General features: G+C 54.8%; 7 protein-coding genes. 4 read left to right on the forward strand and 3 right to left on the reverse strand.

Annotation, left to right across the window (positions count from 1 at the left end):
• The first annotated feature begins 1 nt into the window (after position 1).
• Positions 2–2,185 (forward strand): pyrroloquinoline quinone biosynthesis protein PqqF, encoded by a 2,184-nt coding sequence (pqqF, locus tag D5398_RS21590; protein WP_120509468.1) that lies wholly within the window; start codon positions 2–4, stop codon positions 2,183–2,185.
• 84 nt (positions 2,186–2,269) lie between these two features.
• Positions 2,270–3,400, forward strand: coding sequence for a GGDEF domain-containing protein (locus D5398_RS21595; RefSeq protein WP_120509469.1), 1,131 nt, complete (start codon positions 2,270–2,272; stop codon positions 3,398–3,400).
• A gap of 44 nt (positions 3,401–3,444) precedes the next feature.
• On the opposite strand, the gene lldD is transcribed toward D5398_RS21595, so the two are convergent.
• Positions 3,445–4,593: an FMN-dependent L-lactate dehydrogenase LldD gene (gene lldD, locus D5398_RS21600; RefSeq protein WP_120509470.1), complete on the reverse strand. Its 1,149-nt coding sequence runs from the start codon at positions 4,591–4,593 to the stop codon at positions 3,445–3,447.
• A gap of 332 nt (positions 4,594–4,925) precedes the next feature.
• Here lldD and D5398_RS21605 point away from each other — a divergent pair, with 332 nt between their 5' ends.
• On the forward strand, positions 4,926–13,460 hold the full coding sequence (locus D5398_RS21605) for a glycoside hydrolase family 94 protein (RefSeq protein ID WP_120509471.1): 8,535 nt from the start codon (positions 4,926–4,928) through the stop codon (positions 13,458–13,460).
• Between the two features lie 57 nt (positions 13,461–13,517).
• Here the strand turns inward: D5398_RS21605 and D5398_RS21610 are convergent, their stop codons facing one another.
• Together D5398_RS21610 and D5398_RS21615 are read right to left on the reverse strand one after the other, a co-directional pair.
• The gene (locus tag D5398_RS21610; protein WP_120509472.1) at positions 13,518–14,615 is read right to left on the reverse strand and encodes a pectate lyase family protein; all 1,098 of its coding nucleotides are present in this window, start codon (positions 14,613–14,615) and stop codon (positions 13,518–13,520) included.
• A 97-nt stretch (positions 14,616–14,712) separates the two neighbouring features.
• Entirely contained in the window at positions 14,713–15,210 is a 498-nt protein-coding gene (locus tag D5398_RS21615) for a helix-turn-helix domain-containing protein (protein WP_120509473.1), read from the reverse strand.
• A gap of 547 nt (positions 15,211–15,757) precedes the next feature.
• Here D5398_RS21615 and D5398_RS21620 point away from each other — a divergent pair.
• Positions 15,758–16,603, forward strand: a complete 846-nt coding sequence (locus tag D5398_RS21620; RefSeq protein ID WP_120509474.1) for an EAL domain-containing protein — start codon at positions 15,758–15,760, stop codon at positions 16,601–16,603.
• Positions 16,604–16,615: the final 12 nt, after the last annotated feature.

Below are 16,615 nucleotides of genomic sequence, written 5' to 3' on the forward strand. Positions count from 1 at the left end.
GATGCTGACTGACGTGCAGTCACTGACGCTGGCGAATGGCCTGCGGGTTAACATCTTGCATGACCCGCAGGCTGCTCGTGCGGCGGCGCTTATTCATCTTCGTGCCGGAAGTCATCACGAACCGCCGGAATTCCCCGGTCTGGCGCATCTGTTCGAACACGTTGTGTTTGCCGGAAGCCGTCAGTTTCAGGGTGACGATCGGCTGATGATGTGGGCGCAGGCCGAGGGTGCAAAACTCAATGCCACCACGCACGCCACATCGACCGCCTGGTTTTTCGACATGACACCGGCAAAATTCGAAGCCGGTCTGGCACGTCTGGTGGATATGCTGGCGCAACCTTTGCTGACAGAGGATTCGGTCAGGCAGGAAGTGGCGGTGATTGACGCCGAATACAACATGCTGACCGGCCACGCAGATTCGCTTTGTGATGCGGCGCTAAGTCTGGCGTTCAGTGCACCCTCGCGGCTGCACGATTTTCACGTCGGTAGCCGTACCTCTTTCGGCGAAGATATTCCGGCGCTACAACAGGCGCTGACGCACTATCATCAGCAATTATTTACCACAAACCATCTCTCGCTGTGGTTGCAGGGACCGCAAGCTGCCGCCGAACTGACCGCACTGGCGGAGTGTTATGGTAATGCGTTTGCAGACGACCATGGTTTTCAGCCTGCGCCTACTCAGCCACTCAGTCTCCTGCACCAACGCCATCTGCAACTGCGTCTGGAAGGTTCGCCACGGCTGCGTTTTTCGTTCCCGGTTACGCCTTCCTCCGCCCTGACACTATTGCGCCAGTTACTGACGGACGAAGCGCCGGGCAGTTTACTGGATCAGTTGCGGACGCAGGCGCTGGCCGACAGTGTACGGGTTTCTCTGCCGTATATATCCGCCAGTGACGTTATTCTCAGCATTGAATTTCTCGCCTGTGATGCGACGGATGCAGTTCGCGGCCGCATCGAAACACTTTTTAGCCACTGGCTGCAACAGATCCGGGATTTAACCGCGGGACATTTGCAGCATTATGCCCGACTCGCACAGCGGGATTTCTGCCGGTTAACGCCGCTGGATCAGCTCCGCACTCGAACGCTGGATTTTCCCCCTGCCTCGCAAAACGGCTGGCCAGCTTTACTCACTGAGTTACAACCACATAACATGACACGGCTGTGGATTGCGCCGGATGTTCAGGGGGAAAATGTATCCGCAAAGGGTTTCAGCCTGCCGGTCAGTTACGCTGCGTGGCAGACAATAAGTGACAATGTCACTGAATCATCTTTTAATTTTTACCTCCCGTCCGCTAACACCGTGCTAAAAACGGATGAAAGCATCCAGACAACTGGAGCATCACTGACTGCGCATCAGGCCTGTATCGCCCGCGCCAGCCTGCGCGCCCTTTGTTCGCAATCTGCACATGAAGGCAATTCGCTGGTGTTTACCTATGTGCAGGGAATCGGATTGTTGCAGCTCAGCGGGCCGCTGGAATGGGTAAGGCGCACGCTGGCTGCTGCGACGGAGTTATTGCGTGCCCCGCCGCAGACCGCACTGGCTCAGGGTGAACGGCTTTTTGCACAAGAACAACGCCAGCTGGCATCAGATATTGCTGTCCGCACGTTGCTGGCAAAACTGCCCGAAGTGATCAACGAATCATCCGCGAAAGTACGTGAGTTCGCGACGGCCGGTGAAGACGCCGCGGTGCTGGTGTTCTGCCCGCTGGCGGAAAACACGGCGGAATGTCTGGCTGCAACGCAAATTCTGGCGTCTTTCCTCGAGCCAAAATTCTTCCAGCAATTTCGCTTCGAAAAGAACATCGGCTACGTGGTGAGCTGTCGTTTCCATCACACCGCACGCCATTCAGGCATTTTGTTTGCATTGCAGTCGCCGTTGTATAACGCAGAAGATTTGCTGACGTTTGTTGATGAGTTTATCGCACAAATTCCGGCATTCATCGATGGCATCACTGCGCAGGCACTGGAAGAAAAACGGTGCGCACTGCGGGAGTCGCTGAACGTGAAGCCTGCGGACAAGCTGGAAGCGGCGAGGCAAAGATGGCTGGACGAGTTTGCATTTACACCGCCCATTGATGAGGCAGCAATTGGCACGGTTACAGGGAAGTCGCTGATGGATTTTGCCGAGGCCATGAGTGGCTCAGGATCCCAGGCTGGCTGTCGTTTCATCCTTAAAACGCTCTAACCGGACAGTAAACTCCCCGGTGAAGGGGAGATTTGAGTGCTCTCTTCGTCTACACTATCCACGAAGATGAAGTTAAGGAAAACCATGCAAAAAACCACTCATACCCTGCAAGACACGGCTTTCAACGCCTTGCTAATCCATTATAAAACCGCGTCCCTGCGTACCAGCGGGCTATGGCTGCTGTTTGCCAATATCTGCTTTACCCTTTTTCTTTTTGGTCGCCATCATTTCCAGTTACTGCTCGACCCGGTATCAAAAGTGGCGATCCCGGCGACAATTTTCGATAAATTATCCCTGATAATTATCGTCTTTTTCATCATCGCCCTGCCCTTAGTACGCTACATCCGCGGAATGTTACCTGCGATGGCACTGGCTTTCGTGACAGGTTTATACTGGGCGGTGGTGTTCCATGTCATGGTAAGCAATGACACTCAACAGCAACTGGTTTTCCCGCTGTTTTGCATGTTGATTTTTACTGCGCTGATTGCACTTTATCCCTCAACGCCAATCCTCTACAGCTTCACCGCACCTCTGTGGCTGTCGCTATTTGTTCATCTGGTTTTTCTGCGAACCACTATTCCGATACTTGAGGTGGCGGCGATGATCATTGCCAGCGGCCTGTTTGAAAGTGGACGAATAATGCTTAACCGCTGGTTCGTGTTGTCGGTTCGCAGGGAGTGTGACAACGCCCTGCTGGTGAGTAAGCTCGATGACCTGGCTCATAATGATCCGCTAACCGGTGTCGCCAACCGTCGACAGCTGGATTCCCAGCTCGAGCAACTGATCGCGCAGACTGAACTTCAGGGTGGAACCCTTTCACTCATAATGATCGACGTCGATTTCTTTAAGAAATACAACGACCATTATGGCCACCAGGCCGGTGACAGCTGCCTTATCAGTATCGCAGACTGTTTCAAACATGTTGTCCGCCAGCCAACCGATCTGGTCGCACGTTACGGCGGCGAAGAGTTTGTTGTTCTGCTCCCCAATGCAGGCACGCAGGACGCCGAAGTGGTGGCATCACGTATCAAACAGAGCGTGGAAAAAGCAGCCATTCCCCACGCATTATCACAAGTTTCACAAACCGTCACGGTCAGTCAGGGCATCATGCAATGGGCGCCGGGAATGACGTCCCTCGAGTTACTCAAACGCGCAGACAGCGCCCTGTATCAGGCTAAACATGCAGGACGAAACGGGTATTGCGTGGGGGAATAGGAAGACCGGGGCAGTATTAGCAGACTGTCCCGTGAATTAACGTATCAGCGTAAACTCCGCCCGTACACCAGCGATTCCCCGCTTATTTCAGCAATGGTTTTCGCGCCGGTTAATGTCATCGCCACGCGCATTTCTTTTTCGATCAGGTTCAGCAAGTTGATCACACCCGCCTCACCGCCCGCCGCCAGTGCATAAACAAACGCCCTGCCGAGTAATACGCTGTCTGCGCCGAGCGCGATCATGCGCACCACGTCAAGACCAGTGCGGATACCGGAATCGGCGAGGATCGTGATATCGCCTTTCACTGCGTCTGCGATGGCGGGCAGCGCGTGGGCGGTCGAGAGCACGCCGTCGAGCTGGCGGCCGCCGTGGTTAGAAACCACAATCCCATCTGCCCCGAATTTCACCGCGTCTTTTGCGTCTTCAGGATCCAGAATACCTTTGATAATCATCGGGCCTTTCCAGAATTCGCGGATCCACTCCAGGTCTTTCCATGAAATCGACGGATCGAAGTTCGTTCCCAGCCAGCCGATATAATCTTCCAGCGTGGTCGGTTTGCCGCGATAGGCAGATACGTTCCCGAGATCATGCGGTTTACCCTTCAGACCAACATCCCACGCCCATTGCGGATGCATCACTGCCTGTAGCATACGGCGCGCCGCCGCGTTCGGTCCGCTCATGCCGGAATGCGCGTCGCGATAACGTGCACCGGGCACCGGCATATCCACGGTAAAGACCAACGTTTTTACGCCCGCGGCCTGCGCGCGCTCCAGCGCATTGCGCATGAATCCCCGATCTTTAAGCACGTAAAGCTGGAACCACATCGGGCGGTCGATGGCTGGTGCGACTTCTTCAATCGGGCAAACAGAAACGGTGGATAATGTGAAGGGAATGCCTTTTTTGGCGGCGGCTCGGGCGGCCTGAACTTCTCCACGTCGTGCGTACATACCGGTCAGCCCGACCGGCGCCAGCACGACTGGCATCGCCAGTTTTTCGCCGAACAGCTCAGTTTCGAGGCTAAGATCGGACATGTTTTTCAGGATGCGCTGGCGCAGAGCGATATCGGCCAGATCAGCGGTGTTACGACGCAACGTGTGCTCGTTGTAGGCCCCGCCGTCAATGTAGTGAAACAGGAATGGCGGCAGTTTACTTTTTGCCGCAGCGCGATAGTCCGTTGATGCAGAAATGATCATGATGTTTTCTCGTTATTTATAACGCGCTCTTTTACATGGCGCTGTAGGGGTCCCCGAAGTGTAGCTGATAAACACAACCCTTGAGAAAACAATGACAACGAAATTCAGAACTGTTTCACGATCCTCATTAATTTAGCGGCGATTTGCGCTGAAACGTAAGCAATCTGGAAACTAAACCCACGCTCCGCCTCAAAAAAGACTAAGCTCAGGGGAGACGCCCGCCCGGCGACAAATCCGATCTGCCTCCCTGCCCTCTACCCATTTTCTTTTCATGTGAACTCTTATCGCAGCCCAGGCAACTGCCTTTTCGGGTCCGCGTAAGGTATGACGACGTGAAAAATGCTGTGATTAACTGGTTTAAAAGTAAAAGAGCACCTCCAGCTCCGGTCATTACCCGACGTCATCGGGCCAGTGCGCTGGAAAATCCCGCGCCTATCCGTGCCGAACTTTTCTCGGCCGATCAGATGGAACGTTTTGGCGGTAAGCTGGCTCTCTCGCATAAGCTTTCCGGTAAAAAACTACCCTATTACCTGCTTAAACGCCTCGACGATAACGAAAAAGTTCTGACCCGCAGTTGCCTTATCCTCAGCAGTGGCGAGAAAGCCAGTATTACGCCCGCCGGAGAATGGCTGCTCGATAACTTTTACCTGATCGAAGAACAGATCCGCGTCGTCCGCCAGTTATTGCCGAAAAACTTCGGTAAAGGCCTGCCCTCTCTGGGCGCACCGCACTTTTGTCCGCGCATTTACGATATTGCTACAGAAGTGGTCAGTCACAGCGACGGCCTGTGGGACATCACCACGCTGACCCGTTTTCTCTCCACGTATCAGAGTGTACGACAGCTGACACTCGGCGAATTGTGGGCGTTTCCGGGGATGCTGCGTCTTGCGCTGATAGAAAACCTGCGCCGCGTCAGTATCGAAGTGGCAAATGCTCAGCAGGAGCGCAATCTGGCTGATTTTTGGGTCAACAAATTGCAGGACAGCGCCGAGAACGATCCCGCAAGTCAGATTATTGTGATTGCCGATATGGCGCGCAGTAATCCGCCGCGTACCAGCGCGTTTGTTGCCGAACTGGTCCGCCGTTTGCAGGGCCACGGTTCAATTCTGGCGCTGCCGCTGACCTGGGTGGAACAGCGTCTGAGCGAAGTCGGGCTAACCCAGCGGGAAGTGATCGACAAATTTAATCAGCAACTGGCGGCCAACCAGCTTTCAGTCAGTAACAGCATTATGGGACTACGCCAACTGACCGAAATGGACTGGGCAGATTTCGCCGAAAATCTCAGCGTGGTGGAGAAAATCCTCCATGAAGATCCCGCCGGTATTTACGCCTCCATGCACTTCGATACCCGCGATAATTACCGCCATCAGATCGAACGTCTTTCACGCAATTCCCGCCACGACGAAGCCTTTGTCGCCAGCCGCGCAGTTGCCTTAGCGCAACAGGCGGAGGGGGCGGTTCCGCAACACCATGTGGGTTATTACCTGATTGATGCCGGTCGCAAGACGCTTGAGAAAGACCTCAGCGTCAGATTTTCTTGGGTGACGCGCATGCGTGGCCGCCTGAGTCAGACGCCGCTGCTCTCGTGGCTCGGCAGCCTGCTGTTGCTGACCACCGCCGTTACCGCCGATGCGCTTTACCGCTCGGCGCATCCGGCTATGCACTGGCTGTGGTGGAGTTTGCTGATACCGGTAGTGCTGGTCGCCAGCCAGTTTGCGCTCAATCTGCTCAGTGAAATCACTACCCGCAGCCGCACGCCGCAACCGCTGCCGCGTCTGGAATATGCCGGGGGTATTCCTGTAACCGCCAGCACACTGGTGGTGATCCCCTGTCTGCTCGGCAGTCGTAAAAATATCGAGGCGCTGATCAGCAGCCTTGAAGTCTGCTATCTCGGCAACGCGTTACCGAACCTGAATTTCGCGCTGCTCAGTGATTTTCACGACAGCCCGAACCCGCAGAATGCGGATAATAATGCACTGCTGGCGTATGCCGCGCAGCATATTCAGGTGCTGAACCGCCGTTATCCTTCGGCGCAGGGCGCACTGTTTACGCTGTTACATCGCGACAGCGAACTCAATTCCGCACAGGGCGTGTGGATGGGGTATGAGCGTAAACGCGGCAAGCTCAATGCGCTTAACCGCTGGCTGCGCGATGAAGGCGAGCCGTTCTCGCGGATTGAAGGCAGCACGCAGGCGCATCTGCGTCAGGTGAAATATGTCATTACGCTCGACAGCGATACCGTATTGCCTCGCGCAACCGCGCATCAGCTGGTCGCGGCGATGGCGCATCCGCTCAATCATCCGGTGTATGACGAACAGCGTCAGCGCGTGGTGTCCGGTTATGCGATTCTCCAGCCACGGCTGGCGGAAGAAATTCCGGAAAACGGTCAGGGACGCTATGCCGCCTTGTGCAGCAGCGTACCGGGCAATGATCCTTATTCGTCGATGTCATCCGATATTTATCAGGATTTATTCGGTGAAGGCTCTTTTGTCGGCAAAGGGATTTATGACGTCGATATGTTCATCCGCGCAACGGACAACACCTGCCCGGAAAATCTGGTACTCAGTCACGACCTGCTGGAGGGCTGTTACGCACGCTCGGGCATGCTCAGCGATGTGGTGCTCTACGAACAATATCCGGATCATTATCTGGCCGATGTGGCGCGTAAAACCCGCTGGATACGCGGCGACTGGCAGTTGCTCAACTGGCTGGGATTTTATGTCACGCAGGAAGATGGTAAACGCTGCCGCAATCCGCTGACCATGCTTTCGCGCTGGAAACTGTTCGACAACCTGCGCCGCAGTCTGGTGGCGCCTGCCCTGCTGGTTCTGATTTTCAGCGCATTGCTGCTGGTGCCGGACAAACTCTACTGGCTTGGTTTTATCGCCGTGATGCTGCTGTTCCCGGTACTGGTGGCGCTGGTGCTGGATCTGTTTAACAAAGGGCCGCGCCGGGCGTTGGTCCCGCATTTGAAAAGCGTCGCCTCGGCCACCGTCAGCCGGATTTCCCGCGTGCTGCTGAATCTGATGACGCTGCCCCATGAAGCCGTGTATTCAGTGCAGGCGATTTTGCTTACACTCTGGCGGCTCACTGTCAGTCACCGCAAGTTACATGAATGGGCGAGTGTTAATATCAGCGCCAAATCCCGCGCGCATGCGCCGGAATATTTCTACCGCCGGATGTGGGCCAATCCGCTGGCGGGCGTGGCGGTCATTCTGCTGGCTGCACAGTCACATATGCCGCTGCTGGGATTTGCCGTCCCGCTCGGTCTGCTGTGGTTTATCGCACCGCGTGTTCTTTGCTGGCTGAGTCAGCCTGCGCGCCGCGCAGTGCCGGATCTGGATATCCAGCAACAGCTGTATCTGCGCCAGACCGCGCGCCAGACCTGGTCTTTTTTTGAAGTTTTCGTTAATGAAACCGAAAACTGGCTGCCACCGGATAACTTCCAGGAAATCCCCCAGCCGGTGATTGCTCACCGCACCTCGCCGACCAATATCGGACTGTCGCTGCTGGCCAATATCACCGCGTGGGATTTCGGCTATATCACGCAGGGCGAAGTGCTGGAGCGCACCAGCCTGACGCTGGATACGCTGGATAAACTCGAGCATTACCGCGGCCACTTATATAACTGGTACGACACGCACACGCTTGAGCCGCTCAATCCGCGCTACATTTCCAGCGTCGATAGCGGCAATCTGGCCGGACATTTACTGACGCTGAGCACCGGCTTGCGCCTGTGGAGAACGCAGCCTGCGGTCAATATACCGGCGTGGATGAAAGGTCTGGAAGACACGCTGAATATGGCGGAAACTCCGGCCGATGCGCCGCTGGTGGTAAAACTTCGCGAAAGCCTGAAACAGGCAGCTGGCGAAAAAACGGAGCAAAGTATTTTGCATCTGCGCGAAATGCGTACGCTGATCCCTGCCACGGCAGAAGGCTGGCTGCAACGGCTGGCGCAGCAGCTGGATGCCGGTTTGCAGGCGTGGTCAGATTTTTACGCTGAACTGTCGCCGGAAGTGCAAAACGGGCTGCTGCCTTCGCTGCAATGGCTGGCGCAGCAGGATGCCCGCTCCGCTGCGTCGCTTTCCCGCGCTATCGGGCTGGCGCGGCAGCGTCTGGACATTATCGGCGAGCTGGAACAGCGCCTTAACGACCATGCGCACATGGATTTCCGTTTCCTGTACGACAAAAACACCCATCTGCTGACCGTCGGATATAACTGCGACGCGCACAAAATGGACAGCGGAAAATACGATCTGCTGCCGTCTGAAATCCGTCTGACCAACTACGTCACTATCGCCACCAATCAGCTGCCGCAAAAAAGCTGGTTTGCACTCGGACGCCTGTTTACCGTGATAGAAAAACAGCCGTCGCTGATGTCGTGGAGCGGGTCGATGTTTGAATACCTGATGCCACAGCTGGTGATGCCGGCCTATCCGGATACGTTGCTGGTGCAGATGTGTCAGACCGCCGTTGACCGGCAAATCGCCTGGGGCAAGGAAAATAACGTGCCGTGGGGGATTTCTGAATCCGCCTATGCAGCATTTGACCTCAACCAGAATTACCAGTATCACGCGTTCGGCGTACCCGGTCTGGGGCTGAAACGCGGTCTCGGCGAAGACATGGTGGTCGCGCCTTATGCCACCATGATGGCGCTGATGATCCGCCCGCAGCAAGCTTGTCAGAATCTCACAGTGCTGGAACATTGCGGTGCGCGCGGGGAATACGGTTTTTACGACGCGCTGGATTACAGCCCGTCACGCCTGATCCGTGGCCAGATTTACATCGTGGTGCGCTCTTACATGGCTCATCATCAGGGAATGGGATTCCTGGCGCTGGCCAATGTGCTGCTCGGCGCGCCGATGACCGCACGCTTTGCCGCCAATGCCGCATTCCAGTCTGCCCGCTTGCTTTTACAGGAACGGGTACCGGATGCCGTCGAGCTTTACAGTCCGCGTCGCCACTTTGAATCTCATGACAATACGTTGCAAAATGTGAACATCGAGCTGCGCGAATTCACTGACACTGACAGTGCATCACCGGAAATCCAGCTGCTTTCCAACACCAACTATCATCTGATGGTGACGCAGGCCGGTGGCAGCGTCAGCCGCTGGAAAGATCTGACGCTGACCCGCTGGCGCGAAGATGCGACGCGCGATAATCGCGGGATTTTCTGCTATATCAGCGATCCGCAGTCCGGCGCAGTCTACAGCAACACCTGGCAGCCGTTCGGCAAACAGAAAGGCAATTACCATGCGGTTCTGAACGATTTCGGTGCGGAGTTCAAGCGCACGCAGGGTTCGCTGACCATGCAGACTCACATCGTCGTTTCGCCCGAAGATGACGTCGAAATTCGCCGCATGACGGTTACGCATCATGGCCGCCATCCGCGTGAGCTGGAAATCACTACCTACGCCGAAGTGGTGCTGGCGCCCGCCGCCAATGACACTGCGCACCCGGCCTTCAGCAATCTGTTTGTGCAGACCGAGCTGGTGCCTGCACAGGAAGGGATTTTGTGCCACCGCCGCCCGCGTGAACCGGAAGAACAGTGCCCGTGGATGTTCCATATGATGGCTATTCACGGTTCTGTGGAACGGGAAACGTCGTTTGAAACTGACCGTGCGGCCTTTATCGGACGCGGTAATACCGCCGCCAGCCCGCAGGCCTTGCGTCAGGCTGGACCACTGACCAATAGCGCCGGTGCGGTGCTGGATCCGGTGATGTCCATTCGCCAGCGCATCACCCTTAAACCGGGCGTGCCGGTGATTATCGATATGGTATACGGCATTTCCGACACCCGGCTGCAAAGCCTGATGCTGCTGGAAAAATACCGTGACCATCATATTGCTGACAGGGTATTTGAAATCGCCTGGTCGCACAGTCAGGTGGTGCTGCGCCAGCTGAATGCCACCGAAGATGATGCGGGACTGTACAACCGTCTGGCCGGTGCGCTGGTGTTTGCCAGCCAGGAAATGCGTGGCGACGCGCAGACCGTGGCCGCCAACCGCCGTGGACAGTCCGGGCTATGGGGACAATCGCTTTCCGGCGACCTGCCAATCGTGCTGCTCACCCTGACCAGTGATGAAAATATCGGGCTGGTGACGCAACTTATTCGTGCGCACAACTACTGGCGTCTCAAAGGGCTAAAAGTCGATCTGGTGTTCCTATGTAATGACTCCGGCGGCTATCAGCAGGCGTTGCAAAATCAGATCCTTGGCCTGGTCGCTTCTGGTGCAGGATCGAGTCAGACCGATATTCCGGGAGGAATTTTTGTCCGCAACGGCGAGCAGCTGACACAGGAAGACCGCACGCTGCTGATGAGCGTGGCGCGGGTGGTGATCGACGACAGGCGCGGATCGCTTGCCGATCAGCTCAACCTGCGCATGCAGTTGCCGCACGTCAGCCTGCCTGCGTTGCTGCCGGTGCGTACTGCCACGGACAATACGCCGGTCGCCGCACCACCGCGCGACCTGATGTGTTTCAACGGGTTAGGCGGTTTCTCGCCGGACGGACGTGAATATCAGATTGTGCTTAACGAAGGTCAGAATACGCCTGCGCCGTGGTCAAACGTGCTGGCGAATGCCGGTTTTGGTTCAGTGATTTCAGAAAGCGGACAGGCTTACACCTGGTTTGAAAATGCCCACGAATATCGCCTGACGCCGTGGGAGAACGATCCGGTCAGCGACAGCTCCGGCGAAGCATTCTATCTGCGCGATGAGGAAACCGGCAGCGTCTGGTCTCCTGCACCGTTACCGGTACGCGGCAACGGCGGTTATGTCACCCGCCACGGCTTCGGCTACAGCGTGTTCGAGCACACCGGGCACGGGATCAGCAGCGAAATGACAGTATTAGTGGCGGAACATGCGCCGGTGAAACTGATTATGCTGACGCTGACCAACGCGTCAGGCCGCCCGCGCAGGCTGTCTGTGACCGGTTATGCCGAATGGGTGATGGCGGATTTACGCGCCAAATCAGCCATGCATATCGTCACCTCGGCGGCACATGTGGCACAAGGCTGCGGCGTGCTGGCGACCAATCACTACACCAGTAACGGCTCGCCGCGCACCGCCTTTTTCGCCGTAACCGGCGCACATTGCTCAGTGAGCGGCGATCGTCGTGAATTCCTCGGGCGCACCGGTTCAACCGCCGCGCCCGCGGCCATGAAAAACCAGCGCCTGTCGGATAAAACCGGCGCGATGCTCGATCCCTGCGGTGCCGTACAGTCGGCCACCACGCTTATCGACGGCGACCAGCGCACCTTTATCTTTGCCCTCGGTCTCGGACAAAACGCCGGTGATGCCGAAGCCCTGATCCATCAATTCTTCCAGGAAGGTGCCGCGCAGGCTGAACTGGACAGAATTCATCACCACTGGCACCAGGTGCTGGATAAAATTCAGATAACGACGCCGGACAAATCTGTCGATCTGCTGACCAACGGCTGGCTGATTTACCAGACCCTCGCCAGCCGGATCCTCGCGCGCAGCGGTTATTACCAGTCTGGCGGCGCGTTTGGTTTCCGCGACCAGTTGCAGGATACGCTGGCGCTGACTCACGCGGCACCGGAACGGATGCGTGAGCAAATCCTGCTGTGTGCTTCACGGCAATTTATCGAAGGCGATGTCCAGCACTGGTGGCACCCGCCAACCGGTAACGGCGTGCGCACCCGCTGCTCCGATGACTATTTGTGGCTGCCGCTAGCCATCAGCCATTACATCGCGGTGACCGACGATCACGCAATTGCAGAAGAACAGGTGCCGTATCTTGAGGCGCGTTTACTGGCACCGGGCGAAGAGTCGTTTTACGAACAACCGGTGGTCAGCGGAACCTTCGAAAGCTTGTGGCAGCACGGGATCCGCGCGCTGAAACATGGCCTGAAAATGGGCGAACACGGTCTGCCGCTGATGGGCGCGGGCGACTGGAACGATGGCATGAATCTGGTCGGCCTGGGCGGGCGCGGTGAAAGCGTCTGGCTGGGCTTCTTCCTCTATGACGTGCTGCAACGTTACGGTGAACTGGCGGACATCCGTCAGGATGCCGCCACCGCCGCGTTGTGCCGCGAACAGTCGGCGCAGCTGAAACAAAACCTCAATGCTCATGCCTGGGACGGCGAATGGTATCTGCGCGGTTATTTCGACAGCGGTGAAACATTGGGTTCACATGTCAATGCGGAATGCCAAATAGATGCCATCGCTCAGAGCTGGTCAGTGCTTTCCGGGGCAGGCACGCCGGAACGAACTGCCAGCGCCATGCAGTCGGTGGACAAATATCTGGTGGACAGTGACGCGGGCCTCATCAAACTGCTGACGCCGCCTTTCGACGGCAACGGGCCGAATCCGGGATATATTCGCGGTTATCTGCCGGGCGTACGCGAGAACGGTGGGCAATACACGCACGGGGCAATCTGGGCGGTGATGGCTTTTGCCAGACAGGGCAACACTGAACGCGCGTGGCAATTGATGTCGATGATTAACCCGGTCAATCACAGTCTGACGCCGGAGGCCGTCAGCCGTTACAAAGCCGAACCTTACGTGATTTCCGCCGATATTTACTCGGTGAATCCGCACAGCGGGCGCGGCGGCTGGAGCTGGTACACCGGCTCTGCAGGCTGGACGTATCGCCTGATCACCGAATCTTTGCTCGGCATCACCCGCCACGGCGACGCCATTTCGATCCACAGTAAACTCCCGCAGGACTGGCCGGAAATCACCGTCACCTACCAGCAGGGCAGCAGCCGTTATCTGATCACCGTCCGCCGCAGTACCGGAGAATATGGCGTCACGCTGGACGGCACACCGCTTGCCGGTGACAAGATCCCACTCAACGATGATGGCGTTGAACACAGGGTGGAGGTTGAATTGGGAGAGTGACGAGTTAGCACGTCGCCAGGAAGAAATGCCCTGCATGTGGATCGCAGGGCATTTTTTTTACACCAGAACGCGGTAATCCAGCATGTTTCCCGCTGAACGTTTTAGCGCATCGACAAACTCCGGCGTCAGATCCCATTGCGGGAAATAGTCATACGGCGGCCTGACGACGGATGTAGTGTTAAAACCGCAGGCGTTTAAATCCGTTGTTGTGTCGTTAAATACCGAGCCCGAATCAGACAAATATTCGCCGCCAAACCCCTTGAACAATCTGCAAACAACCGTCTGCCCTTTCACGTTGAATACGTTCAGTTCGGACAACGTTCTGGAATCTTTTCCGATGCCAAAACTGTACTGATATTTGTATATCGGATCGGCGACATCATTATCAAACACGTTGTTAAACAGATGAACATTGCCGAAACGCACGCGCGGTGTGCGCTGTACCACACGGGTAAACAGATTGTCGTGAAAGGTCACGCGCAGTTTGCCGGCGTCTTCTTCGTCATTGTTGTCGCTGTGGCCGATGAGAATCGTTTTATCGTGCAGGGTAAAAACGCAGTGCGAAACGGTGACGTAATCCGAGGCACGTTTGATATCCAGAGAACCGTCGTGCTGGACGTATTTCCAGCCATCGACGGTTTTATACATGTCCATCGTAAAACGCCCGTCGCTGAATGTCACATTGCTGACCCAGACATGCTGGGCGCGAATGATACTCAGCCCGTCCCATTCCGCGTTCCAGCCATCGCCCTCTTCAAACTGAGGATCGACGTCGACAGGATTTTCGATGTAAATATTATGAATAATGACGTTGCTGACATCCTGAATAATCAGCGCGCTTTCAACGAACCGGGCATTTTCATCGATACCCATCAGCGTCGTATTACTGCCGATAAATATCCTGCCGCGCCGGGACTGATCCTGACGGTTGAGATAAGGCACGCCGCCGCTGGCGTCAATCAGCCCGCCAATCCAGATGCGTTTCGGACGGTCGCCGGACTCCTCAATGGCCTGCCGGAGTTCGCCGATATTCGTGACGTAATAGGAAAGCTCAGGTTTTTCGCCGCCGCCGGTCGTGCCCCCTGCTTCAGAGGCCCAGCCTGCCGGGGTTTGGTACCAGAATTCATGCGGGGGAATATGATGAATTGATTTCATTGAGACAGCTCCATTTTATTGAAATAAAAATGAGTGATGCCACCTGCTTTTCCGTCCTTAGAATGGGGATCCCGGCGTAGTACCGCGCCTTACGCCGTCAGCTTATTGCTCGGTGTCTGGCAATATTTTTGTACAACGTAATACGATTGCTGATTTGTAATTTGTTAATCATGCGGGTGCGATGGGCATAAAACGTTTTCATGTTCATTCCCAGGCGCTCACCAATTTCCTGCGTATCCAGCCCTTGCCGCATACAGGTCAACACCTCATTTTCCCGCGCAGAAAGTTTATATTTAACGTGATAATTAAATCGTGAATTACTCACCAGAAAACATGACAGCACTTCATTTATAGGGCTGCGCCGGTCAATCAGCGTCACATTCTCGAGATGCTGTAAGGCGTAATAATCAATATCGTTGGAGATAAAGGCAAAAACCTTTCTTCCCTGGCAGACACAATCGGTCACCTGCGCATAACTGGTGGTCTCCACATCGACGATATAATAATTCTCATCAATCAGTTCCCGCGATAATAACGCGCTGAAGCCGAAAATAAAAAAATAATCATCAGAAATCACGGAGTCTGATAAGTCCATATAAATTCCCTTTCCGTAGTTCCTTTTACCCTATTTAACTGTCAGTAATTCGCTTCATTTCCTTTTATAAAATTTACAGAAACCACAAATTTTTGACACTACAAAAGTAACAGGAATTTTCTTTCAATTTAAAAACGTTCAATTCATCTTAATTTTTCATGATGAAAGGACATCAGCCTGAAATTTACCGCGTTAGATAGTGTAAACCACCAATAAATAATCTTTTCGCAGCACTTATCACTACACTGTAGAATCAACTTTACGTTAAAATCCGCAATGGTTTGATAGCCAAAACTTATGATAATTTCAAAAATGGATTTTTCTTAGTGAAAATACCTTGCAGCATTCACCACAATATTTCGTTCACGTCCGGCAGATTTTACACACTTAACAAAAGATCAACATCGGCCTCAGATTATTTTTATGTGCGTCAATGACTACGCCTGTAGTTCCCGTCTGAAATATCACGTTCACGGGTGATCGTTTATAGAATGTTTAAACGGTATGATTTAAAACCTCATGTCCTGTTATTACCTTAGGGTGCGCCATGCGTATTTTTAAACGGACATTTAAATCCGCCCTGTTATCTGCATTATCGGATAAAACTCTGGCGCAGCCGCACGCATTGCTTTTTATGTTGCGCAGGGCCATCAATAAACACCAGCTGATGCCTTTTATTCAGCCCATTGTGGATGCCCGAACCGGTGAAACGGTGGCGGGCGAAGTATTGATGCGCTGGCACCATCCCGCGCTTGGAAATATTTCTCCTGAGTATTTTATTCCGCTTGCTGAGAAAAACGGGCTTATTTCCCGTATCACAGAGTCAGGCATTCAGTCCGTCGCCCGCACTGTGATGTCGATGGCATTTATCTGTCGCCCTGAGACCACGTTATTCTTTAACGTCTCTGCGGCAGATTTTAAAAATCACGCCATTGTGAATCTCTGCAAAGCGTTCAAAAGGGATACCGCGCAGCGGGATTTACGTATCGGGCTGGAAATCACCGAAAGAGAAGCGGTTGAAGATACGACGTTGGTGAAAGATCTGTGCAAAAGCCTCGCGCTGTTGGGCGTTGATCTTTCTGTCGATGATTTTGGAACGGGTAATGCTAACTACCATTATCTGATGCAGTTTCGCCCGCGCTATATCAAGATCGATAAAATGTTCACGGCCGGTGTTGAAGCCGACCCGGTGAAAGAAGCGATTGTGCGCAACATTATTGCCGTCGCAACGGAACTGCACTGCCTGACCATCGCCGAAGGCGTGGAAACAGACGCACAGCGACAAAAGCTCACCACCCTGGGCGTCAGTCACTTTCAGGGATATTTCTTCTCAAAGCCGGTCGAGGCTTCGGTTTTCTTCCATCAGCTTATGCACGCCCTTCCCCTGCGCTGATCTGGTCCCGTT

Source organism: Rahnella bruchi (genome assembly GCF_003614975.1).
In the GTDB taxonomy this organism is placed as follows: Bacteria; Pseudomonadota; Gammaproteobacteria; order Enterobacterales; family Enterobacteriaceae; genus Rahnella; species Rahnella bruchi.